At 57.2% G+C, this 21,877-nt stretch carries 21 protein-coding genes and 1 riboswitch; of the genes, 3 read left to right on the top strand and 18 right to left on the bottom strand.

The window, feature by feature from the left end; translation table 11 throughout:
- Window positions 1-177: 177 nt before the first annotated feature.
- From Q4P78_RS06720 to Q4P78_RS06700, 5 genes are all read right to left on the bottom strand, one after another.
- Window positions 178-435: a type B 50S ribosomal protein L31 gene (locus Q4P78_RS06720; protein ID WP_303339586.1), complete on the bottom strand. Its 258-nt coding sequence runs from the start codon at window positions 433-435 to the stop codon at window positions 178-180.
- A gap of 230 nt (window positions 436-665) precedes the next feature.
- The gene (locus Q4P78_RS06715) at window positions 666-1,475 is read right to left on the bottom strand and encodes an RNA methyltransferase (RefSeq protein WP_303339601.1); all 810 of its coding nucleotides are present in this window, start codon (window positions 1,473-1,475) and stop codon (window positions 666-668) included.
- Window positions 1,476-1,538: 63 nt separating this feature from the next.
- Window positions 1,539-2,324 carry an ABC transporter ATP-binding protein gene (locus Q4P78_RS06710; protein ID WP_303339585.1) on the bottom strand — a complete coding sequence of 262 codons (786 nt, stop codon included), beginning with the start codon at window positions 2,322-2,324 and terminating at the stop codon, window positions 1,539-1,541.
- Between the two features lie 36 nt (window positions 2,325-2,360).
- A complete protein-coding gene (locus Q4P78_RS06705; RefSeq protein ID WP_303339584.1) occupies window positions 2,361-3,104 on the bottom strand; it encodes an SDR family oxidoreductase in 744 nt (247 codons plus the stop codon).
- 68 nt (window positions 3,105-3,172) lie between these two features.
- The gene (locus Q4P78_RS06700; RefSeq protein WP_303339583.1) at window positions 3,173-3,889 is read right to left on the bottom strand and encodes a beta-ketoacyl-ACP reductase; all 717 of its coding nucleotides are present in this window, start codon (window positions 3,887-3,889) and stop codon (window positions 3,173-3,175) included.
- Window positions 3,890-4,070: 181 nt separating this feature from the next.
- On the opposite strand from Q4P78_RS06700, the gene Q4P78_RS06695 reads away from it, so the two are divergent.
- A complete protein-coding gene (locus Q4P78_RS06695; protein WP_303339582.1) occupies window positions 4,071-4,304 on the top strand; it encodes an acetone carboxylase in 234 nt (77 codons plus the stop codon).
- 93 nt (window positions 4,305-4,397) lie between these two features.
- On the opposite strand, the gene Q4P78_RS06690 is transcribed toward Q4P78_RS06695, so the two are convergent.
- The 5 genes from Q4P78_RS06690 to trpB all read right to left on the bottom strand — a co-directional run bounded on the left by Q4P78_RS06690 (window position 4,398) and on the right by trpB (window position 9,238).
- A complete protein-coding gene (locus Q4P78_RS06690; protein ID WP_303339581.1) occupies window positions 4,398-5,072 on the bottom strand; it encodes an ATP-dependent Clp protease proteolytic subunit in 675 nt (224 codons plus the stop codon).
- Window positions 5,073-5,085: 13 nt separating this feature from the next.
- Window positions 5,086-5,670 carry an ATP-dependent Clp protease proteolytic subunit gene (locus Q4P78_RS06685; protein WP_303339600.1) on the bottom strand — a complete coding sequence of 195 codons (585 nt, stop codon included), beginning with the start codon at window positions 5,668-5,670 and terminating at the stop codon, window positions 5,086-5,088.
- A 377-nt stretch (window positions 5,671-6,047) separates the two neighbouring features.
- On the bottom strand, window positions 6,048-7,046 hold the full coding sequence (gene lgt / locus Q4P78_RS06680) for a prolipoprotein diacylglyceryl transferase (RefSeq protein WP_303339599.1): 999 nt from the start codon (window positions 7,044-7,046) through the stop codon (window positions 6,048-6,050).
- A 15-nt stretch (window positions 7,047-7,061) separates the two neighbouring features.
- Window positions 7,062-7,928, bottom strand: a complete 867-nt coding sequence (gene trpA, locus Q4P78_RS06675) for a tryptophan synthase subunit alpha (protein WP_303339580.1) — start codon at window positions 7,926-7,928, stop codon at window positions 7,062-7,064.
- Window positions 7,928-9,238, bottom strand: a complete 1,311-nt coding sequence (gene trpB, locus Q4P78_RS06670) for a tryptophan synthase subunit beta (protein ID WP_303339579.1) — start codon at window positions 9,236-9,238, stop codon at window positions 7,928-7,930. The genes trpA and trpB overlap by 1 nt, the downstream gene beginning before the upstream one ends.
- 365 nt (window positions 9,239-9,603) lie before the next feature.
- Between trpB and Q4P78_RS06665 the strand changes: the two genes are divergently transcribed.
- A complete protein-coding gene (locus tag Q4P78_RS06665) occupies window positions 9,604-10,497 on the top strand; it encodes a DUF6318 family protein (protein ID WP_303339578.1) in 894 nt (297 codons plus the stop codon).
- A 293-nt stretch (window positions 10,498-10,790) separates the two neighbouring features.
- Here Q4P78_RS06665 and trpC read toward each other — a convergent pair whose 3' ends face one another.
- The 8 genes from trpC to Q4P78_RS06625 form a co-directional block, all read right to left on the bottom strand.
- A complete protein-coding gene (trpC, locus tag Q4P78_RS06660) occupies window positions 10,791-11,597 on the bottom strand; it encodes an indole-3-glycerol phosphate synthase TrpC (RefSeq protein WP_303339577.1) in 807 nt (268 codons plus the stop codon).
- Complete coding sequence (locus Q4P78_RS06655) at window positions 11,597-13,195, bottom strand: anthranilate synthase component I (protein ID WP_303339576.1); 1,599 nt, start codon at window positions 13,193-13,195, stop codon at window positions 11,597-11,599. The genes trpC and Q4P78_RS06655 overlap by 1 nt, the downstream gene beginning before the upstream one ends.
- A gap of 131 nt (window positions 13,196-13,326) precedes the next feature.
- Window positions 13,327-13,797 carry a 6,7-dimethyl-8-ribityllumazine synthase gene (ribH, locus tag Q4P78_RS06650; protein ID WP_303339575.1) on the bottom strand — a complete coding sequence of 157 codons (471 nt, stop codon included), beginning with the start codon at window positions 13,795-13,797 and terminating at the stop codon, window positions 13,327-13,329.
- Window positions 13,798-13,847: 50 nt separating this feature from the next.
- Window positions 13,848-14,543: a GTP cyclohydrolase II gene (locus Q4P78_RS06645; protein WP_368660899.1), complete on the bottom strand. Its 696-nt coding sequence runs from the start codon at window positions 14,541-14,543 to the stop codon at window positions 13,848-13,850.
- 20 nt (window positions 14,544-14,563) lie between these two features.
- Window positions 14,564-15,877, bottom strand: a complete 1,314-nt coding sequence (gene ribB / locus Q4P78_RS06640; RefSeq protein WP_303339574.1) for a 3,4-dihydroxy-2-butanone-4-phosphate synthase — start codon at window positions 15,875-15,877, stop codon at window positions 14,564-14,566.
- A gap of 88 nt (window positions 15,878-15,965) precedes the next feature.
- The gene (gene ribD / locus Q4P78_RS06635; protein WP_303339573.1) at window positions 15,966-17,168 is read right to left on the bottom strand and encodes a bifunctional diaminohydroxyphosphoribosylaminopyrimidine deaminase/5-amino-6-(5-phosphoribosylamino)uracil reductase RibD; all 1,203 of its coding nucleotides are present in this window, start codon (window positions 17,166-17,168) and stop codon (window positions 15,966-15,968) included.
- A 6-nt stretch (window positions 17,169-17,174) separates the two neighbouring features.
- On the bottom strand, window positions 17,175-17,885 hold the full coding sequence (gene pnuC, locus Q4P78_RS06630; protein ID WP_303339572.1) for a nicotinamide riboside transporter PnuC: 711 nt from the start codon (window positions 17,883-17,885) through the stop codon (window positions 17,175-17,177).
- 233 nt (window positions 17,886-18,118) lie between these two features.
- A riboswitch (FMN riboswitch) is annotated at window positions 18,119-18,261 on the bottom strand.
- Between the two features lie 322 nt (window positions 18,262-18,583).
- Entirely contained in the window at window positions 18,584-19,456 is an 873-nt protein-coding gene (locus Q4P78_RS06625) for a hypothetical protein (protein ID WP_303339571.1), read from the bottom strand.
- A 475-nt stretch (window positions 19,457-19,931) separates the two neighbouring features.
- Between Q4P78_RS06625 and Q4P78_RS06620 the strand changes: the two genes are divergently transcribed.
- Window positions 19,932-21,017, top strand: coding sequence for a C4-dicarboxylate ABC transporter substrate-binding protein (locus tag Q4P78_RS06620; RefSeq protein ID WP_303339570.1), 1,086 nt, complete (start codon window positions 19,932-19,934; stop codon window positions 21,015-21,017).
- Window positions 21,018-21,877 lie beyond the last annotated feature (860 nt).

The raw sequence follows: 21,877 nt of genomic DNA, 5'->3' as shown, positions 1-21,877 counted from the left end.
GAACTTTCATTGTAACGCTTTTTAGTGGGAGGTCACGGTTTCTGTGCCTGCAATTAGGGCTTTTATTACCTTTCTCACCCGTTATAGAAAGGCCGGTCACTCTCCCACAGAGATAAACATCCCCGCACCTCGTGATACGAGATACGGGGATGTTTAGCTTCACTAAGCCAAGAAAACTTATGCCTTCTTGCCGAAGTTTGCGAAGCGTGCGTTGAAGCGCTCGACGCGACCTGCGGAGTCCATGATGCGCTGCTTACCGGTGTAGAACGGGTGCGATGCGGAGGAAATTTCCACCTCAACGATCGGGTACTCGTTGCCGTCTTCCCACTTCTCGGTCTTCTCGGAAGTCATGGTCGAACGGGTCAGGAAAACCTCACCGGATGCGAGGTCGCGGAACAGCACCGGGCGGTATTCCGGGTGAATTTCTGCCTTCATAATATACCTTCTTCTGTTACTGGATTTTGCCAGCAACCCTAAAATAGATGGAGTAGGTCTGATGTGCTTATGAGCGCATCGATGGTGGCACCGGGAGGCGCACACCAAGACTTAAGGGTACCACTTTTTTGCCGTCCATGCCCCGACACAGAGCTTAAAAGCACAGAAAAGCGTGAGAGGCGCACCATACATGCACCACCCACGCTTCCCTTCCATAGCTAAAGCATCCTTTACCGCGGGCGAGTCTCCCAAAAAGCCACCGCCGAAGCAGCCGCAACATTGAGTGAATCAACACCGTGAGACATAGGAATCATCACCGTATGATTCGTCGCCGCCAAGGTCTTACGGGACAGACCGTGACCCTCCGTACCAAGAATCAATGCCAGCTTCTCATCTCCACGAGCAGCCAACTCATCCAGGCTCAAAGAATCCTCCTCCAGAGCCAGGGCAGCCGAAACAAAACCCAGCTCATGCAAAGTCTGCACGTCCTGTGGCCAAGACTCTAACCGAGCCCAGGGCACCTGAAAAACAGTACCCATAGACACGCGAATCGAACGACGATACAGCGGGTCGGCACAGCGCGGAGTCACCAGCACAGCGTCCACATTCAGGGCGGCCGCAGAACGGAAAATCGCGCCCACATTCGTGTGGTCCACAATATCTTCAAGGATCGCCACACGACGCGCACCCTGCAGCAAATCAGCCAGCGGCACAGGAGCCGGGCGAGCCATCACCGCCAGAGCACCGCGATGCAGATGAAAACCCGTCACGGACTCCAACTCAGACTCGCTGCCCACATACGCGGGAACATCCGGATGAGCAGCCAGCACATCAGCCAAATCATCCGCCCACTTCTCACTCATCAAAAACGAGAGAGGTGTATGCCCAGCCGCCAGCGCGCGACGAACCACCTTCGAGGACTCAGCAATATAAATACCCCACTGCGGCTCTAAGGCACTGCGCAACTTCACATCCGTCAAATCAGTGTAGTAACGCAGCGCCTCCTCAGGCGCCTGAGCCAAAGGAAGCACAGAACCCATGGCATACACGCGCGCCGCACGAGCCGCAATATCAGCAGGTTTGAGCTGAACAGGCTTAACCATTTAGCGCTTAAACGCGTTGTAACGGCCGGCAGCAGTCACAGTCAGAGCCAAATCCATGCCGTAGGTAGCGGCAAGATTAGCCTCGGTAATGGTCGAGGCCAAAGGACCGGCAGCAACCACCTGACCATCACGCAGCAGCAGCGCGTGAGTAAAACCAGCCGGTACCTCCTCCAGGTGGTGAGTAATCAGCACGGTCGCAGGAGCATAAGGGTCAGCAGCCAGAGCATCCAGGCGCTCCACCAGATCCTCACGACCGGCAATATCCATGCCCGCGCCCGGCTCGTCCAGCAACAGCAGCTCCGGGTCAGTCATCAGCGCACGAGCAATCAGCGCACGCTTACGCTCACCATCAGAAAGAGAACCAAAGGCACGATCGGCAAGATCCTCAACACCCCACTCAGCCAGCAACTCAGTAGCGCGCTCCTCGTCAAAAGACTCGTACTCTTCCTTCCAGCGACCGGCAACACCATAAGCACTGGTCACCACAACATCGGAAACCTTTTCAGACGCCGGGATCTGCTTAGCCGAAGCCGCCGAAGAAATACCAATACGCGGACGCAACTCAAACACATCCACAGCACCCAGAGTCTCGTCCAATAGCTCAACCTCACCGGAGGTCGGATGCAGACGCGCCGCCGCAATAGACAGCAGGGTGGACTTGCCCGCACCATTGGGACCCAGCACAACCCAGCGCTCGCCCTCGTTCACGGTCCAGGAAATATTATTCAGAATCTTCTCGCCGCCGCGGACAACGTCCACCTGCTGCATATTCAGTACAGTACTCATATTCTTCTCTTCTTCGTAGAATTAGTGCGCCACAGACTAGTCAATAAAGCCGCGAGCGCCGCCCACCAGCTCAATATGACCGGTTTCAACCTCAGCGGTGACCATCTTCGCCACTTCCTGAGCGAACTCGTTCACGGTGTACAGCTTACCGGCAACCTCGCGGCGAGCCTCAATAGCACCCGGGTTCAGGCGGTTCAGCAGAGTTGCGGTCACGGTGCCTTCAATCATATCGGCAGACACCACCACCAGGGACAGTCCCTTCTCGCTCAGCGCAGGAATCTCAGCGATCAGAGCGTCCTCACCGGCGCGCTTAGACTCAGCAACCGGCTGGTACTCCTCCATGGTCGGCACCTCGCGAATGAAGTGCGCCTGGTGGCTGGTCACGAACACAATACGACCGCCGGCGCTCATCTTCTCAGCAGCCAGACGAGCCAGAGACAGCTGCGCGTCACGGTTCAGACGCATTGCGTAATCCTCACCCATGCCGGTCTCCATACCACCCGAAGCGTTGAGCACCAGGTAATCCAGAGAGCCGAAAGTCTCCACAGCGGTGTTCACCAGGTTCTGCAGATCCGCTTCAACGGTCACATCAGCCTGCACAGCAATAGCCTTGCCGCCGGCTTCCTCAATGCTCTTAACGATCTTGTTCGCGCGAGGAGCCTTGGAGCGGTAATTCACCACAATATTCGCGCCCTGCGCAGCCAAAATCTGGGCAGTATCCGCACCGACACCGCGAGAAGAACCGGTAATAATAATAGTCTTGCCGTCCAAAACAGCCATAGTCATCATCCTTTGACACTTAGGCGGGAGAAACCCGCATCGAAAAAATTGAAGAATGCGCGCCGCGTCTAGTGACCCATACCCAGGCCGCCATCCACAGGGATTACGGCACCAGAAATATAATCAGCCTCGTCGCTAGCCAACCAGCGAATCACGCGAGCAACCTCAACAGCCTCAGCGAAACGCTTCGCGGGGATAGAATCCAAGTAATTCTTCTTGGTCTCCTCCGGCAGAACCTCAGTCATCTCAGTATTAATAAAGCCCGGAGCCACAACATTCGCCGTAATATTACGGCCACCCAGCTCACGAGTAATAGAACGAGCCATGCCCACCAGAGCAGCCTTCGAGGAGGAGTAATTCACCTGGCCGGGCGAACCGTACAGACCCACCACGGAAGACACCAGAATAATACGGCCACGCTTAACCTTCAGCATGCCCTTAATTGCACGCTGGACCACGCGGAAAGAACCGGTCAGGTTCGTATCAATAACCTCGGTGAAATCCTCTTCCTTCATGCGCATCAGCAGCATATCGCGAGTAATACCGGCATTGGCAACCAGCACCTCCACCGGGCCAAACTCAGCCTCAATGGTCTTAAACGCCTCATTAATGCTCTCAGCATCACGCACATCAGCCTTAACAGCGAAGAACTCTTCAGGTGCGTCGCCGCTACGGTAGGTCACGCACACATTGTGACCAGCCGCCTTAAACTCCTTGGCGATCTCGTAACCAATACCTCGGTTACCGCCGGTGACCAGCACGGTCTTGGGAGTGAACTCGCTCATTAGCATTACCCTTCGGGTCGGTTTTCACAGTCACCAACCATTTTACGCGTTTTTAGCCCCGAACACTCACCCTGAACTTCAAGCACAGCTGAAAATATCCCCAAAATTCTTCAGACTATCGCTCCAGGCAGGTCAGTACTACACTTAAATCGGCTACACTCCCCTACCTCAAAGGATAATTATGGACCTGCTCGGCGCACTATCCTCCGGTGCGAACCCATCTGAGATTGAAGCACCGTCAATCTGCTCACGTAAAGGCTGCCGAGAAGCCGCAGAATACAAAATCCTGTGGAATAACCCCAAAATTCACACGCCGGAGCGTCGAAAGACCTGGCTGGCGTGCTCGGAGCATCGCGCCTGGTTAGAGAATTATCTGCAGGAGCGCTCCTTCTGGAAAGAGACTCTTCCTTTCTAAAACACGTGGTTCTTAAGACAAATAGCGCGTAGATACACCAAAGGCGAGCAGTGTGATAACTGCTCGCCTTTAGACACAAATTACTCAGAGATCTTAGACGTGAGACTGTGCGGTGTTGATCGCGGGCTTGACCAGCTTACGCGAAGCCAGAACCTTATCGACCAGGCCGTACTCCAGTGCTGCCTGAGCGGTCAGAATGTTATCGCGCTCAATGGAGCGGTCAACTTCCTCAAAGCTCTTGCCGGAGTGCAGAGCCAGGGTCTGCGCGGTCCATTCACGCATGCGCATAACCTCGTTAGCGTGGATCTCAATATCGGATGCCTGACCACCCTGCTGGCCGCTCAGCGCCGGCTGGTGAATCAGCACGCGCGCATTGGGCAGTGCCAGGCGCTTACCGGGAGTGCCGGCTGCCAGCAGCACTGCTGCTGCGGATGCTGCCTGACCCAGGCACACGGTCTGAATCTCCGGGCGGATGAACTGCATGGTGTCGTAAATTGCAGTCATTGCGGTGAAGGAGCCACCGGGAGAGTTAATGTACAGGGTGATATCACGGTCGGGGTCCTGCGCTTCGAGCACGAGCAGCTGAGCCATGATGTCATCTGCGGAGGCGTCGTCCACCTGGGTGCCCAGGAAGATAATGCGGTCTTCAAAGAGCTTTGCGTACGGGTCCTGGCGCTTGTAACCGTACGGGGTGCGTTCCTCGAAGGAGGGCAGTACGTAGCGGCTGGTCGGCATCTGCGGAGCCATACCCTGCGGCATGTAGTTCATTCTTTACTCCCCTTTAGTTCTCGTTGGCGGGAAGCTTGCCCGCAGTGGTTGCAATGTGGTCGAAGAAACCGTATTCCAGACCCTCTTCGGCGGTGAACCAGTTGTCGCGGTCGTTATCCTTGAGGATGGTTTCCAGGGTCTTACCGGTGCGCTCGGCGGTGATTTCTGCCAGGCGCTTCTTCATGTCCAGGATCAGTTCTGCCTGGGTGCGGATATCGGATGCGGTACCGCCAATACCACCCAGAGGCTGGTGCATGAGAATACGCGCATTAGGGGTTGCGTAGCGCTTGCCAATGGTGCCTGCGGTGAGCAGGAACTGACCCATGGAGGCTGCCATGCCGGTAACGACGGTGACAACGTCGTTGGGGATCAGCTGCATGGTGTCGTAGATTGCCATGCCTGCGGTGACGGATCCGCCGGGAGAGTTAATGTACAGGTAGATATCTGCTTCGGGGTCTTCGGCGGAGAGCAGCAGCATCTGGGAGCAGATGAGGTTTGCGTTGGAGTCGCGCACCTCGGAGCCGAGCCAGATGATGCGTTCCTTCAGCAGACGGTTGTATACGTAGTCTTCCTGCGCGCCTACCGGAGCAGTCGCCATAGACGGAGTCGACGCGCCGGAACCAATCGGCAGAGGCATGTAGCTAGACATTGTCCCTCTTTCAGTAAATAAACTTAGTGCTTGGATATAACAATACAGTTTTTTGGTGCGTGCGGGGCGCTATTGGGCGGGGTTCACCACAGGGCGAACAATCCTCGGTATATGCTCCCTGATAGAGGCGCGTTCAGGAGGTGCAGGCGCGCTTTTTCTTCAGCGCGCGGTGCGGGCGCTGATGGTTTTTGTGCGCCGCTTCCATTCACCGACTCGGTTGGCTGTCTAAAGTGAGTGTTTTAAAGAAAGTGTCCCCGATACATTCATAGTATCGGGGACAACCCTCTACGGGTTCTGCCTATCGGCGAGTCTATAATCCGCGAACGCTACGTGATAGAGCTGTCTGAGAGATCCTTGGCGGTTCCCTCCGACTTCTTATCGCCCTTCGAGGATTCAGTCTGCTCAGCAGAGTCTTCCTCAGCTTCAGCAGCCGCAGAAGCCTCAACAGAATTCAAGCGAGCCGGTAGCGGCTCCAAACCTGCCGCCTCACGCGCACGAGCTCGCATACCCGCGGTGATAAAGCCGAGCAGACCGGCAACCACCAGCAGACCCGAGGTCCAAATGTGCACGCGCAACCCCAGGAAAGTTTCCGAAGTGTCAATACGCAGGAACACCTCAATAAAGAAGCGCCCAATACCGTAGTAGAGCACATAAAGCCAGATAGTCTGACCGAGCTTAAGCGCACTCTTGCGGGAGAGCCAGAGCAGCAGCGCCACACCCGCAAGATTCCACAGCGATTCGTAGAGGAAAGTCGGGTGGAAAAGTGTGCCCGCCGGGTACTGCTTGGGGAAATTTGGACTGGTGTAGTCGATCTCCAAACCCCAGGGCAGGGTGGTCGGCTTGCCGAAAAGCTCCTGATTGAACCAGTTACCCCAGCGGCCAAATGCCTGCGCCAGCAAAATACCGGGCATGATCGCATCGCCAAAGGCGGGGAAGTTCAGCCCGTAGCGGCGGCAGGCGTACCATGCACCCAAGGCACCCACGCTCACCGCACCCATAATGCCGATACCGCCCTCCCAGATTTTCAGGAAGGCCCAGGGATCGGCAACATTCGGGCCGAAGTAGGAGCCGGGGTCGGTAATGAGCACATGGTAGGCGCGAGCGCCGAGAATACCGGCAGGAATTGCCCACATTGCCACATTGTAGACATCGTCTTTTTCACCGCCAATCGCTTCCCAGCGGCGCGCGCCCAGCCACAGGCAGAAGGCGATACCGGTGAGAATGCACAGGGCGTACATGTGGATATTCAGCGGTCCAATGTGGATCACCGACATGCTTTCCGGCGGCGAGGGGATGGATGCCAGGGGCACGCTGGGTGCCTGCATACTAAGATTCACGCCTTACTCCCCTGCCGTGGGTTCTGCGCGACCGGCAAGTTCTCGGGTCAGTTCAGCTACTGCCTGCACGCCGCCGGTCTGCAGCGCCTTCACCAGTGCGGTACCGACGATCACACCGTCCGCGTAGGCGCCAATTTCTTCCACATGGGAGCGGTTAGACACACCCAGACCCACGCAGGCGTAGGGTGCGCCGGATTCCTTCAAATCTGCTACCAGGCGCTGAGCCGCATCGGAAACGGAGCTGCGCGCACCGGTCACACCCATCACGGAGACCGCGTACACGAAACCACTGGATGCCTCGGAAACCATGCGCAGACGCTCAGGCGAGGAGGACAGAGCCGCCAGGAAGATACGATCCAGACCGTGCTTTTCGGAGGCTTCGAACCAATCAGAGGCCTCATCGGGCACCAGATCGGGGGTAATAATACCCGAGCCGCCCGCTGCCGCCAGGTCTGCCGCGAATCGCTCCACACCATAGGCGAGTACGGGGTTCCAATAGGTCATGACGACCACGACTGCGTCGGTAGCTTCGGTAATGCGGCGAACCGCCTCAAAAATCTGGCTCAGGCGGAAGCCGTTCTCCAGTGCCACGCCGGTTGCCTGCTGAATAACCGGGCCGTCCATCACAGGGTCGGAGTAGGGCACGCCCAGCTCAATAATATCGGCGCCGTTCTTACCCAGTTCAATAGCTGCCTGAATGCTGGTTTCCAGGTCGGGGAAACCTGCGGGCAGGTAGCCGATCAGGGCTGCTCGACCGGCTTCGCGGCATTGGGTCAAACGCTGGCTCAGTCGAGAGTTGGCGTTGCGCGCGGGGAAGGTGTGCGAGGCGACGGTGTAGGGCGCCTGGCCATTGGCATCACGGTAGCTCATTAGTTCGTCTCGCTTTCTGCTGCTGCTTCCTTATTGCCGGTCATCAGGGTCGAGGAGGGAATCGCCTTACCCAGACCGAACCACTTCAGTGCGGTTTCCATATCCTTATCACCGCGGCCGGAGAGGCACACAACCATAATCTTCTCGCGTGCTGCTTCGGGGTCTTCAGCTACCCATTCGCGGCAGATACGCAGGGCACCGGCGAGCGCATGGGAGGACTCAATGGCGGGAATAATGCCCTCGGTGCGGCAGAGCAGGCGCAACGCATCCATGGCTTCGGTGTCGGTCACGGGCTGGTAGCTCACGCGGCCGATATCGCTCAGATAGGAGTGCTCGGGACCCACACCCGGGTAGTCCAGGCCTGCGGAAATGGAGTGGGATTCGATGGTCTGACCGTCTTCGTCCTGCATCAGGTAGGTCATGGCGCCGTGCAGCACGCCGGGGCGTCCCAAGGTGATGGTTGCTGCGTGACGGCCGGTATCCACACCGTCGCCACCGGCCTCAAAGCCGTAGATTTTAACGTCTTGATCGTCCAGGAAGGCGTGGAAAATACCGATGGCGTTGGAGCCACCACCCACACAGGCTGCCACACCGTCGGGCAGGCGGCCGGTCATGTCCTGAATCTGGGCGCGTGCCTCGGTACCAATGGCGTCGTGGAAGAAACGCACCATGGCGGGGAAGGGGTGCGCGCCGGCTGCGGTGCCGAGCAGGTAGTGGGTGTTGTCCACATTGGAAACCCAGTCGCGCAGGGCCTCGTTAATGGCGTCTTTGAGGGTGCGGGAGCCGTTCTGTACGGCGATAACCTTGGCACCGAGCAGCTGCATGCGCGCCACATTGAGTGCCTGACGTTCGGTGTCTTCTTCACCCATGTAGATGACGCATTCCATACCGAAGAGCGCCGCTGCGGTTGCGGTTGCCACGCCGTGCTGGCCCGCACCGGTTTCAGCAATCAGGCGGGTTTTACCCATGCGCTTTGCTAGCAGTGCCTGGCCGATCACGTTATTGATTTTGTGGCTGCCGGTGTGGTTGAGGTCTTCACGCTTGAGGAAGATGCGCACGCCGGTTTCTTCGGAGAGGCGGGTGCATTCAGTCAGCAGGGAGGGACGGTTGGAGTATTCCAGGCTCAGGCGACGGAATTCTGCGAGGAATTCGGGGTCGTTTTTTGCCTCGTTGAAGGTGCGCTCGAGTTCGTCCATGGCGGCGATGAGGGATTCGGGCATCCATCGGCCGCCGTATTGGCCAAAGTAGGGGCCGGGCGCGTTTTTGAGGCTGCTGCCTTCAAGGAATGCGGTTGCCAGGTTGTCGCTCATGGGGTCCTTCCCGCTGTGCTGGTGAATCTCGGATACCTCTGGCCGGGGTGCCTGAACGGCAGCAACCGGCTCGAGGGTTACTCCCCCTATTCTACGCTGTTCAGAGCGGGGTGCGCGTATCTTTGCGGCTGGATGTTCATATTCTAGGCGGGTTCAGGGAGAGGGCTGCGCTTGTCATAATCTGTCATAAAAGGCGATTTATCTAACGTTTTGATAACGATTCGTGCTTACCGACTATTTCTGCGCCATTGAGCATTTTCCCACTGCTTAGGATAGATACGGCGCTTCTTATTTGACACTTATCACCGATGACTGCCGAATGAGAGCGCGGCACAATCACCATTTATAGCCCAAGGAAGTCACCCATGATTTTCACCCCCGAATCCTTGAGTGCGCACTGTGTTGTGCGTTCCCAGCCCGCTTCCCCGGAGGTCCTGTCTCCTTCCCAGAAGGCAGCTGCTCCCCTCTCCCGCCGCATGATACTCACCGCGGGACCGCTGGCGCTGGCAGGAGCTCTTGCTGGATGCTCCGCTGTAGCCCAGGAGGCAAGTTCTGGTGCCTCCGGCTCGGCATCTGCGGAAGGATCTGCATCCCCCACTCCCAAACCCACCCAGCATATTCCGACGACCGGATACGTGGGGCCGATTATTTTCACCTCGGAGCCTTCGCCTGCTGGAACCTATGAGCCGGCAACTGTTGAACACGGCCCGAAGAATTATCCTCTACCGGTCATCGACCAGTCACTGTGGACGAATCAGATGCTTGCGGGTTCTTACGCGCTCATGTCCGCTTATTGTCAGGTGAACGCCTATAAATACGCCAGCGCTCAGGACTACAACGATGTAGAATTCGAGCATCCCGATGAAAAGGAGTTTTGGAAAACCAATGAGGAATCCGCTGATATTCAGCAGGCTCATACCGAATCTCAGAAACGTACAGGTACCTACGATAAGGATAAGAATGAATGGACCATGAACTATCAGCCCAGTTACTACGTGAAGGAATCACCGGTCGCTGAGAAGGATGTCTCTTTCCACGCCTATATCTGGCGAGTACGTTATTCTGTGCCCAATTACACCATTGTTCGTCATGATGATCAGGGTAAGCCTACCCAGGAACTGATTCAAGCCTACCACCGGGATGGCTCGTACGTTACTATCTACCGTGATGGTCGCTGGTGGATTACGAGTTATGACTATCTTAACAAGCGTATGAGCGCAGATTATTCATACTGGGTTACCCCCGTCGAAAACGACTAGACGCCTAGCGTAGACCGTTAACCGTCAAATAATCCTGTCATAATCTGTCATAAAAGGCATTTTAGGCATTAAGTGACTCGTTCAACGGTAGACTAAAGACATACACGCGGGTTATCCGGAAGAATGTATACGTACCAGCACCCCGGAACGTATACGTCATACCCGCGCACCACACACCTGTGCATATGTGTGGTAGGTATATCGAAATCCAGAGTCACTCTGGTTATCGTTGTGATAGGGAAAACCGGTCGGCCTCTTCAGAGACCGACCGGTTTATTTAACCCCTATATGTTTTAGCGAGCTACACGCTCCACCGCCGAAAATTCAGCCACAGTTTCAGCGGGCTGACCGGACTTGACCAGCGCCTCACCAATCAAAATAGCGTCGGCACCGGCGGCAGCGTAGGCGCGCACATCCTCAAGACCGGCAACACCGGACTCGGCAACCTTAATCACGCTATCGGGTAGGTTCGCCGCCAGGGTTGCGTAATGTTCATTATTGACCTCGAGAGTCTTGAGGTTACGCACATTAATACCCATAATCTTGGCACCCACGCGCTGAGCAATCTCAATCTCTTCCGGAGTGTGAGTCTCCACCAGGGCATTCATACCCAGGGACTCGGTTAGTTCCAGGAACTCGCGCAGAGTCTGCTCGGGCAGGGCGGCAACAATCAGCAGCACCATATCGGCACCGTGGGCGCGAGCCTCCCAAATCTGGTACTCATCCACGGTGAAATCCTTACGCAGCACGGGGATATCCACGCGAGCGCGCACCGCGTCCAGATCGGCTAGGGTACCGCCGAAACGGCGCTGCTCGGTCAGCACAGAAATAGCCGCCGCGCCGCCGCGCTCGTACTCCCCCGCCAGGGCGGCAGGGTCGGCAATCTCGCCCAGAGCACCCTTAGACGGGGAGGAGCGCTTCACCTCGGAGATAATACGCACGGTTGCGCCGTCGCCGCGCAGTGCCGCCAGGGCATCCTTTGCTGCCGGTGCAGCCAGAGCGGCGCGCTTTACCTCCTCCAGAGGCAGGGCAGCCATGCGAGCGGCGAGGTCTTCACGCACGCCTTCAATAATGGAATCCAGGACAGTTTCAGTAGCCATTAGGCACCCTTCACAATGCTTGAGGAGACATCAGCCAGGCCGTCCGCGGTCAGTACAGCGCGCAACGGAGCAGCAGACTTATTCACAGTTTCTTCGGTTTCGCTGGTCGGCACGGAATCCATCACAATACCCGCACCCGCCTGCACATAGGCCTTGCCGCTCTTGAGCACGGCGGTACGAATAGCAATCGCCATATCCATATTTCCGGCGAAGTCGAAGTAACCACACACGCCACCGTACACACCGCGGCGAGTCGGCTCGTACTCATCGATCAGCTGCATGGCGCGCGGCTTAGGCGCACCGGAAAGAGTGCCGGCGGGGAACGCCACGCGCAGCACATCGTAGGCGCTATAGGCCGGGTCAAGGTCAGCCGAGACCGAAGAAGAAATATGCATAATGTGGCTAAAACGCTCAATGATCATGAACTTATCCACCGACACGGTGCCGGGCTTAGCAATGCGGGAGAGATCATTGCGCGCCAGATCCACGAGCATCAGGTGCTCGGAGCGTTCCTTCTGGTCAGCCAGCAGTTCCTCAGCGAGCGCCACATCGGCAGATTCGGTGGCGCCACGCGGGCGGGAACCGGCGATGGGATGGGTGGTGGCGCGGCCGTCTTTGAGGGTGACCAGTGCCTCCGGGGAGGAGCCGACAATCTGGAAGGGTGCGCCGTTGGCGTCTTCAAAGTTGAAGAGGTACATATACGGCGAGGGGTTGGTCTGGCGCAGCACGCGGTAAACATCCAGAGCGTTGGCGTTGGTTTCCACCTCGAAGCGGCGCGAGAGCACGATCTGGAAAACATCGCCGTCAATAATGTTCTTCTTGGAGCGCTCGATGGCGTCCATAAAGCCCTGTTCGCTCCAGGTCTGTACCACCTCACGACGCACGCGCTCACTCACCGCTTCTACCCCGCTGAGGGTGGAGGCGGCACCTGCGGCGGGTGCCTCGAAGCGGGTGAGCATTGCTTCCAGGCGTGCCAGGGCGTCTTCGTAGGCGGCGTCTACGTTTTCGTCGGTACCGTTGAAGTTAATGGCGTTGGCAACCAGCAGCAGGGTGCCGTCTAGGTTGTCGTGGATTGCCATATCCGAGACCATGTTCAGCGCGAATTCGGGCAGGTTCACATCGTCGGCAGGCGGGAAGGGCAGGTGCTCCCAGCGGCGCACAACATCCCAACCCATGTAGCCGACCAGGCCGCTGGTCAGCGGAGGCAGGTCCGCGGCGTGTTCACGGTAGTCGGTGTGCAGCATGCTCAGGGTGTCGGCAATCGCCTGGGCAGGGTCGCCGTCTACGGGTGCGCCTGCGGGGGTGATGCCCTGCCAGTGGACTTTACCGTCCACGGTGGTCAGGGTGGATCGGGTGTTCACGCCAATGAAGGAATAGCGGTCCCATGCTGCTTTGCCGCCTTCTGCAACTTTGGCGGATTCGAGCAGGAAGGTGCCGGGGGCTGCTTTGCCCTGAGCGTCGAGGACCAGGTTGCGGTAGATGCCGATGGGTGTCATACCGTCGGCGAGGATTTTCACGCGTACGGGGATGACGCGGGTGGTTGCCGCGAGGGTGCGGAACTCGTCCAGGGTCGGCGAAACGATGCCCAGATCCTGCATGGGGTGCCTAACTCTTAGGGTACAAAACCGTGTGATTCTAGTGTATCGCACGCACGCAATACTGACTGAAATATGTTTAGACCGTTTAAGCAGGTTTAGCCCAGGTATAACTGGGCTAAACCTGACTCAGATTAGAAACGAGACAGGACAGCAGCGGTCTGCAGAGCCGCGGCGGTCGCCTCATAACCCTTATCCTCAGCCGAACCGGGCAGACCCGCGCGATCCAGCGCCTGCTGCTCATTATCACAGGTCAGCACACCAAAGCCCACGGGCACGCCGGTACGCACCGACACCTCGGTCAGACCCTGAGTTGCCGAAGAGCACACATAGTCAAAGTGCGGGGTGCCGCCGCGAATCACCACGCCCAGGGCGATGACAGCGTCGAACTTCTCAGCCAGGCGGGCTGCCGCAACGCTCAGCTCAAAAGTACCGGGCACGCGCACCAGGGTGGCATCCACCTGTGCGTCAGCTGCGGCGCGCTGAGCACCGTCAATCAGGCCGTCCATGACCTGGGTGTGCCAGCTGGCAGCAATGATCGCAATCTTCATACCTTCGAACTCTGCCGGGTTCAGGGTGGTATCTGCAGCTCCTACACCGCTCATTATTACTCCTTAATATATGGTGCCCGTACGGGCGGGGTTTATGCCTAACTCTACAGAGAGAGCAGGTGATGCATTCGGGTTCGTTTGGTGTCCAAATAGCGCGCATTTTCGGCGCGTGCCGGTATCTCGTCGGGAATGCGCGCAAGAACGTCAATTCCCAGCTCGCTCAGCGCCTGCTGTTTGGCGGGGTTATTGGACACCAGGGCAATTTTTTCAGCGCCCAGCTCAATGAGGATGCGCGCCGCCGCCGAGTACTGACGAGCTTCGGCGGGCAGTCCCAGCTGCAGATTGGCGTCCACGGTATCCAGCCCCTGATCCTGTAGCGCATAGGCGCGTAGCTTATTGACCAAGCCGATTCCGCGCCCCTCATGGTGGCGCATATAGAGCAGGTATCCGCCGTGACGGGAGATAATGCTCAAGCCCTGTTCCAGCTGCGGACCGCAATCGCATCGGTAGGATCCGAAGAGGTCGCCGGTGGCGCATTCGGAGTGAACGCGCACCGCGGGCACATACTCGGGCGCACAGACCGGGGCGTAGAGCGTCTCCTCAGGGTTAGTCGAATCGGCGCGAGCGCTCAAGGGCACGGGGTTGCCGTGTTCGTCTAGGGCTCGCAGGGAGATATGCTCGGCACCATCAGCAAAAGCCCAGGCGCGCATGCCGAAGAGTCCGTGCGGGGTGGGTACGGGCACCTCGGGGCTGGAAGCGATCAGATCAGCCGATTGCTCCGGCATAAGCTGCTCGGACACGGGGGGATTATTCTCTACGCTCATGCAGCCAGGTACTCAATCAGATCATCAATAGAGACCATGACCAGCTGGTGCTCATTGGCGAAATCGCGCAGGGCGTCAAAGCGCATCATGGTGCCGTCATCGTGGTTCAGCTCGGCGATCACACCCACTCCGGACAGTCCCGCTGCACGGCAGAGATCTACTGCTGCTTCGGTGTGGCCGGGGCGCTGTGCCACGCCACCGGGTACGGCGCGCAGGGGGAAGACGTGACCGGGTCGGGTCAGATCCCCCGGTACGGAGGCAGGGTTTGCGAGCACCTGCACGGTGCGGGCGCGATCGGCGGCGCTAATGCCGGTGTGTACGCCTTCGCGCGCATCGCAGGAGAGAGTGTATGCGGTGCCCTTGGGGTCTTCATTGGCTGCGATCATGGGAGGCAGGTTGAGCGCGTCGGCTCGTTCGCCGATCATGGGTGCGCAGATCACGCCGGAGGTGTAGCGGATGGTAAAGCCCATCAGCTCTTCGGTAGCGTGTTCGGCAGCGAAGATAATATCGCCTTCATTTTCACGGTTTTCGTCATCAACGACCACGACGGGCTTGCCGGCGGCAATAGCTGCAATGGCTTCTTCGATGCTGTCCAGGCCGGTTTTTGCGGTACTCTGAGCGGTAGGGTGCGCGGAGGTAGCGGGTGCGTCAAAGGCAACCAGGCGCTGCACGTACTTTGCCAGGGCGTCGGTTTCCAGGTTCACGCTATCGCCCAGGTTCAATGCGCCCAGGTTGGTTGCGCTGAGGGTTTCGGGGATCAGGCCGACCTCGAACCAGTGCTTGGGCTCGGCGGGTGCGGAAACAGCGGTGACGGTCAGGGAGACACCGTTGACGGTAATGGATCCCTTTTCGACCAGCAAGAGTGCCAGTTCTGCGGGTACTTCAAAGCGCAGGGTGCGCCATGCATCGTGCTGCACTGCGGCAATCAGGGTGCCGGTGGCGTCTACATGTCCCTGCACCACGTGACCGTCAAAGCGGCCGTTGGCTGCCATGCAGCGTTCCAGGTTCACGCGGGAGCCAATCTGCAGCTGCCCAACGTTGGTGCGGGCGAGGGTCTCACCCATGGCGTAGGCACGGAATACTCCGGGTGCTGCTGCGGGTAGCACGTCGCCGTTGCCGTTGGTGACATCGCCGTGCAGGGCGGTTAGGCATACGCCGTTGACGGCGAGGGATCCACCGTGTTCCAGGTCGGCGATAATGTCTCCGGCAGCAATGTCCAGGTAGAGGGCTCCGGTGTCTTCTCCTGTGGCGTTCAGTGCCGGGGTGCTGGCGATCACCTCACCTTGAGCTGCAATAATTCCGGTAAACATGTGTTTCTCGTATCTCTTCTCTGTTTAAACCTATATATCTAAGCGTAATACTCTATATCGTTATTCCGCGCATTGGGGCGGAATATGTCTAGATTTCGGTAATGGGTATTTCGGCAACCTTATCGGGCACCGGAACCATATGGGTGGCAATATCCGTGGTGCCCAGCTGAGTATCGTGCAGGGTGCGCACCGCAGGGAACATACCCAGATCATCCAGCTGGAATTCACGCGCCTGACTCAGAGTTTGAGTGACCATGCGAACCACGGCGCTCATGCCGGTACCGAGTACCTTGGTGGCGCGGTACCAGACCAGTTCATCAATGAGGTCTTCGCGGGCGAAAATACCGATCATACCCGGGCCACCCTCAATCATTAGGTGACGTACTCCCCTGTCATAGAGGGTATCGAGTAGCACCTGCGAATCGTGGCTGTACACCTGTAGATAGTTTTCGGGGTCTCCATTCGCGTGTCCGGTGATGGCGTAGTCTTCGTCAATATGGGTTTCTCCAAAGACCACGCGTAGGGGCTGCTTCTCGAAGCGACGGCCGAAAGAGTCGCGTGCATCCAGGCTGGGGTTGTCAATGCGCACGGTGCGGGTACCAATGAGCACGGCATCGGCGCGGTGGCGAATCAGATGCCCGTCCGCGCGGGATACGGCGTTGGTAATCCATTTGCTGGTGCCATCTTCCGCTGCAATAAAACCGTCCAGGGTGGAGGCGACTTTAGCGGTAATAAAGGGGCGGCGTGCGGCGGCAGCTTTAAACCAGCGTTCGTTGAGCTGATACGAAGCGTCAGCATATTTTTCTGCCTGAGTGACTCGTACCCCACGGGATATTAGATACTCGGCTCCTCCGGCTGCCTGATCGGTGCTATCAGAGTAGGCGTAAACCACCGCGGGCACGCCCGCCTTGTCAATAGCGTGGGAGCAGGGCCCGGTTCGCCCGGTGTGATTGCAAGGCTCCAGGCTCACATACATGGTCGACTCCGAAAGGTCATCGCCAGCCTGGCGCGCCTTGGCAAGGGCGTCCGCCTCCGCATGAGGGGTTCCGGCACCGCGATGCCAGCCCACCTGCTGCAGGCGGTGCTCACCATCAACCAGCACGGCGCCCACCAGGGGGTTCGCGCCGCGAATACCCATACGGGCGGCATCCAGGGCGAGCTCCATTGCCTGATCTGCACTCAATACAGTACCCGGCTCAACGCGTAGCACGCGCGGTCGCGGGTATCCCGCCTGCAGGTGCTCGGAATGCCCTTCGGGAACATTCGGCACGGTTGCGCAATCTTGAGTCATAATCGTCTACTTCACCTCAACGGTAACATCGGGGAATTGAGTCTGAACTTCAAGCTGCTGGTGCGCGCGGTTGCGGGTACGCCACCAGACAAAGAAACCAATCAGGGTAAAAGCACCGTAGAAAACATACATGAGGCTGGTCGCGTAGTAGCCCGCCGACCAGAGTAGCGGCACACCCACCAGGTCAACGGCGACCCACACCAGCCAGAATTCAACCCAGCCGCGCGCCATGCCGTAGGTGGCAAGCAGGGAACCGGTGAAAATCCAGGCGTCTGACCAGACCGGCTCATAGGAGCCCAGGGCACGGAATACGGGGGTGAGAATCGCGGTGCCGACAATCATAAAGAGCACCATGAAAATACGTTCCTTGGTGCTTGCCCATTCGGGAATCACAGCGGCGCCCTCGGCGCGCTCGCCCTGCTGCTTGCAGCTCTGGCGCCAGCGGTACCAGCCCCAGATGGAGACCACGATGAACATGATTTGGCGACCCGCCTGGCCGAGCATATTCACGGCATTAGCGCCACCAAAGAGGCTTGCCATAAAGACGGTGAAGAGAAGAGCATTGCCGATAATACCTACCGGCCACGCCCAGACTTTACGGCGCATGCCGCCCAGGGCGCTGGCGAGGCCAAAGAGGTTGCCGAGTACTTCGCGCACCAGCAGGGATTGGTCGCCAATGTGAATTTGCGCGTCAAAGAGCCATCGCAAAAAGTCCATGTCCGTTACCTTCTCTTCATTGGGGTGGCTCCGGGTTCATGGTCTGATGCGACCTACTTAATAGCTGGCTTTACCTAAGGCACTCCTCGACTCGATTCCGCCGGTTGCCAAAGCCCCGGCCGGTATCAATCTCCCGCGGTCCGGCCTGAACCGACCCCGAGAGAAGGCGCCTGCTTCTCCCCTTTCTCTGCCGCCCGGCTATAGGGCAACAGGCTAAACGAGGGAGCCCAGCTATACGTGCATTCCTACCATCCAGACTGTACTGTCGGTTCCGGATTTTCACCGGATCGGCCCGTTACACTCACTAGAGCGAAGTGTGCAGGGTTCGCGGACTATCACCGCCGGTTCGGACTTTCACCGACCCCGGAGCACGTTTTTGTTTTCTCTCCCATTATGCCACAGCCCTAAGCGTCACTATGACCATAAATTTTCCAGATATCGGCACGCTCGGCTGCACACCCGACAATACACGCTCCGGCACTACGACAAGCACTACCGGCACAGCACAAAAGCGCGGGCGTTCCGTCTAGTACGGAACGCCCGCGCTTACTCTCCATAAGTGGAGCGGCGCGCGTCCTGACCAAGCGCACCACCCCTTAATGTTATACCGCATGCGCGGTAGAACCATTGCCAACCTACCCCTATATCTCATAACGTCTATGGTTACTCGGGGCGGGTCGGGAAAGAAAATCAGCTGATTAGCGGATCTTCAGGTAGGTGTGAACCTTGTTGCCGCGCAGATCAATGGTCTGCTGCTCGGCACCGTTCTTCGGGTCGAGAATCAGGCTACCCTGAATGATCTCAACATAAATCTGCGAAGACACAATATCACCCACGGGCTGGTAGAGCAGACCCGCGTGGCTAAAGAGAATCTGAGCCAGCGGGGTGTCGCCAGCGGTTGCAACCAGGTCTTCGGTGGTAACGATCTCGACCACGCCAACCCAGGTTGCACCCACGGGAGCCTCGCCCACCTGGTGAGCGGTGTAGCCCGCGCCGGAGTATGCGTTCAGCGAGGGGTTCAGGCCCAGGGAGGTGGTGGGGTTGGTTGCCTGCTTAACGAAGGTGTGGTCAACGTTCTGGTCCCAACCCTCGGGGTCGTAGCGCTCGTCCACGCTGGGGAATTCGAAGCGGTAGCTCAGGTAGAAACGAGCACCGGCGGGGATGGTTGCGGTACCGGTGTAGGAGCCATCTTCGGCAACCGGGGGTGCAATCCAAATACCGGCGCCGCCGTACTGGCCGTTGCCGATGGTGCCGCCGGGGGTGAAGGTACCGGCACCAACACTATCTGCGGAGCCGTTGACGGCAGCGTACTGCCATGCTGCCTCGTTGGCGATGGGCACGGTGTAGGAGTCGGTACCCATCATGGAAGACTCACGGTCGCCTACCTGGGTGTTGAACAGCTGGCCGAAAATGCCGAACTTGGGAGTTACGATGCGGGATGCTGCGTAGGCGGGAACAGCACTCGCTGCCAGCACTGCGGGGGCTGCCCATGCGGCAGCGCCGACCAGGCGGCGGCGGGTCAGACCGGGGCGTGCCGGCTGGTTCAATTCCAAAGAGTCGGAAGTAGTCATATTTATCTCTATATCTCCAAGTGAAATATGGTTGTGGACCCTTGTCACGGTCTTAGTGGCGGGGTCTGGAAAGTATTATACGTGAGCTTTTGCTTGAAGGTCTGCATTTGATGACAGGGTGTGGTTGAACGGGTGAAGAATGAATATTTATTGCTCAGTGACACCCTGTCAGAGAATGGCGGTATTTCGCGCTTTTATCCGCTATATATTCTTCGAGTTTATACACCATCCATTGTTCAAAAGTAAAAATATTCATTGCGTCTTGTTCGTGTCATCTTGACCTCTTCGGCGTGTCGCTGGGTATTTAAGAGCCTCAAGAGAGTCTCAACCTGTGGCTTAGCTGAACTCGACAGGGTATAGTGGTGAGCATCGTGCACTGTTAGCTACCCCACGCACACACGGGGTGCACACGCATACGCACGAGCCATATGGGAGTCCATATCGACTCCTTGACTCAACCACAAAGGAAGAAGCTATGTCATTCTTTAAGAAGCTGCGCTCCGCAACCCTCGCGGCGGTACTCTTCACCGGCGTTGCTGCCACCGCACCCGCCATGGCAGCGACCGTCAATGGTGATGTTGACGGTGACGGCATCCCCAACTCCTGGGAAATCAACGGCTACGACGCCAATGGTGACGGCGTAATTGACGTTGACTACCCCGGCATGGGCGCCAACCCTTTCCACAAGGACATCTTTGTTGAGATGGACTATATGCCCGGCCTGCTGGCTCCCGAAGAGGATCTGGACCGTATTGTTCAGGTTATGAAGGAAATCCCCCTGCCCAACCCCGACGGTGTGCGCGGCATTAATATTCACCTGGATGCCGGCAATGCACGCAGCGCCAAGTACAATCTGGGCGGCGGCAACGAGGTGCCCTATAAGGAGTTCGACGGCTGGCTGGTTGACCTGGCGGATTACAAGTCTAAGTACTTTGATATGAACCGCGCGCCCGGCTTCCACTACATGGTCTGGGGTGACTACTACGCAGGTTCCTGGTCCTCGGGTCTGGCGAACTTTGACGATAAGGACTTTATTGTCACCGTGGGCCCGACCTTCTGGGGCGCGGCAAGTAGCGATATTCGCGTTGGTGTGTTCGTACACGAGCTTGGCCACAACCTGAACCTGATGCACGGCGGCGATGACGAGGTCAACTACAAGCCGCAGTACATGAGCGTCATGAACTATAAGTACGCTCTTTCCGGTGCACCCAAGACTAACGGCACCCGCCACTTCGGTTACGGCATTTACGATAACATCACCCTGGATGAGAACGCTCTGGATGAGCGTCGCGGCCTGGGTCCGGCTAACCGCGGCTACAACTACAACCGTGTTGCTGCCTCCAAGCCGGTTGATTTCAACGGCAATGGTGTGATTGATAGCGAGCCGGTCAAAGCTGATATTAATGGCGACGGCCAGTACTCCAAGCTGACCTCTCCGAGCGATCTGAAGCGTCTGCATTTCCAGGCTCATGACGGCACCAAGAAGCCCTCTGGTGGTCCGCATGTGGAGCAGAGTGGTCTGACTGCGGGCATGGCTCGCGAGATGGGTCTGATTCCCTAAATCTACAGGTCTCGTAGCTGATTGCAGCGGATCTTATACGGCGCGCCGTGCGTACGCCCCCCTTTGTGGGAGGCGGATGCACGGCGCGTTTTCTATGGCGATTTTGGGGGCGGTGGTGGGCTCTGCAGGGTGTGCACTGAGGGTGCGAGGCGGGTTTCGGCGGAGGCAGCTTGCAGGGTCAAGATAGCATGTGGCAGGGCTTAGTCTACACAGATTGAGAAATAGATATATAGTGTATATATTTACACCACTTCATATAAATACAATACTCTTAGCTTCGATTGCTATCGACCTTAAGGCAGGGGTTTTAGGCTCATAGTAATTCCTGATGAATATACTCTATATAATATATTATAATATTTATATATTACATATAAAAACATGAATATATTTATGCATGCAATATATCTATAATTCTCATTGGAAATGGCTACATCAAATACAGTGCGAGCAATTTATATACATACATAAAGAAATAGATTATTACCCTTTCTTGAAATATTAATATATAGATGACTTTACATTTTACACAGCTATCATGTGACAGTAAATAGTTAGTCGATCCACCCATCAACCCCTCGGGGTTGAATGAAAACATGTTCACGTGGGCAAATGTATGGGTTCTAGGTCATAGAACTGAGTTCTCCAAGTGACCACCGGACAGACCATCATCGACACCCCTGTCTTCAGTGAGCCACTCGTGACCTAAACCAACCCCACACTGGCACCTCGGTACAGTATCTAAATATAGTCACAGAGAAATATATCGAAAATCTGAGACAGGAAATTATAATGACAGTCCGTCAATGACACTCTGTCACTATTCATAATTCCCCGGAAATTCAAGGAATAACACCCAA

Source organism: Rothia sp. (in: high G+C Gram-positive bacteria) (assembly GCF_030540545.1).
Classification (GTDB): domain Bacteria; phylum Actinomycetota; class Actinomycetes; order Actinomycetales; family Micrococcaceae; genus Rothia.
The sequence above is the reverse complement of the archived record's forward strand: the minus strand, read 5'-3'. Positions and strand labels throughout refer to the sequence as shown.

Excerpts from the sequence above, each read along its gene's own strand:
- ribB (WP_303339574.1), bottom strand. The coding sequence starts at position 15,877 with ATGTTTACCGGAATTATTGCAGCTCAAGGTGAGGTGATCGCCAGCACC.
- Q4P78_RS06655 (WP_303339576.1), bottom strand. The coding sequence starts at position 13,195 with ATGCAGGATCTGGGCATCGTTTCGCCGACCCTGGACGAGTTCCGCACC.
- ribD (WP_303339573.1), bottom strand. The coding sequence starts at position 17,168 with ATGACTCAAGATTGCGCAACCGTGCCGAATGTTCCCGAAGGGCATTCC.
- trpC (WP_303339577.1), bottom strand. The coding sequence starts at position 11,597 with ATGGCTACTGAAACTGTCCTGGATTCCATTATTGAAGGCGTGCGTGAA.
- trpB (WP_303339579.1), bottom strand. The coding sequence starts at position 9,238 with ATGAGCGACAACCTGGCAACCGCATTCCTTGAAGGCAGCAGCCTCAAA.
- Q4P78_RS06620 (WP_303339570.1), top strand. The coding sequence starts at position 19,932 with ATGTCATTCTTTAAGAAGCTGCGCTCCGCAACCCTCGCGGCGGTACTC.
- Q4P78_RS06695 (WP_303339582.1), top strand. The coding sequence starts at position 4,071 with ATGGACCTGCTCGGCGCACTATCCTCCGGTGCGAACCCATCTGAGATT.
- Q4P78_RS06665 (WP_303339578.1), top strand. The coding sequence starts at position 9,604 with ATGATTTTCACCCCCGAATCCTTGAGTGCGCACTGTGTTGTGCGTTCC.
- Q4P78_RS06715 (WP_303339601.1), bottom strand. The coding sequence starts at position 1,475 with ATGGGTTCTGTGCTTCCTTTGGCTCAGGCGCCTGAGGAGGCGCTGCGT.
- Q4P78_RS06700 (WP_303339583.1), bottom strand. The coding sequence starts at position 3,889 with ATGAGCGAGTTCACTCCCAAGACCGTGCTGGTCACCGGCGGTAACCGA.
- ribH (WP_303339575.1), bottom strand. The coding sequence starts at position 13,797 with ATGAGCGGTGTAGGAGCTGCAGATACCACCCTGAACCCGGCAGAGTTC.
- lgt (WP_303339599.1), bottom strand. The coding sequence starts at position 7,046 with ATGCAGGCACCCAGCGTGCCCCTGGCATCCATCCCCTCGCCGCCGGAA.
- pnuC (WP_303339572.1), bottom strand. The coding sequence starts at position 17,885 with ATGGACTTTTTGCGATGGCTCTTTGACGCGCAAATTCACATTGGCGAC.
- Q4P78_RS06690 (WP_303339581.1), bottom strand. The coding sequence starts at position 5,072 with ATGAACTACATGCCGCAGGGTATGGCTCCGCAGATGCCGACCAGCCGC.
- Q4P78_RS06710 (WP_303339585.1), bottom strand. The coding sequence starts at position 2,324 with ATGAGTACTGTACTGAATATGCAGCAGGTGGACGTTGTCCGCGGCGGC.
- Q4P78_RS06720 (WP_303339586.1), bottom strand. The coding sequence starts at position 435 with ATGAAGGCAGAAATTCACCCGGAATACCGCCCGGTGCTGTTCCGCGAC.
- Q4P78_RS06705 (WP_303339584.1), bottom strand. The coding sequence starts at position 3,104 with ATGGCTGTTTTGGACGGCAAGACTATTATTATTACCGGTTCTTCTCGC.
- Q4P78_RS06625 (WP_303339571.1), bottom strand. The coding sequence starts at position 19,456 with ATGACTACTTCCGACTCTTTGGAATTGAACCAGCCGGCACGCCCCGGT.
- Q4P78_RS06685 (WP_303339600.1), bottom strand. The coding sequence starts at position 5,670 with ATGGCGACTGCTCCGGTAGGCGCGCAGGAAGACTACGTATACAACCGT.
- trpA (WP_303339580.1), bottom strand. The coding sequence starts at position 7,928 with ATGAGCTACCGTGATGCCAATGGCCAGGCGCCCTACACCGTCGCCTCG.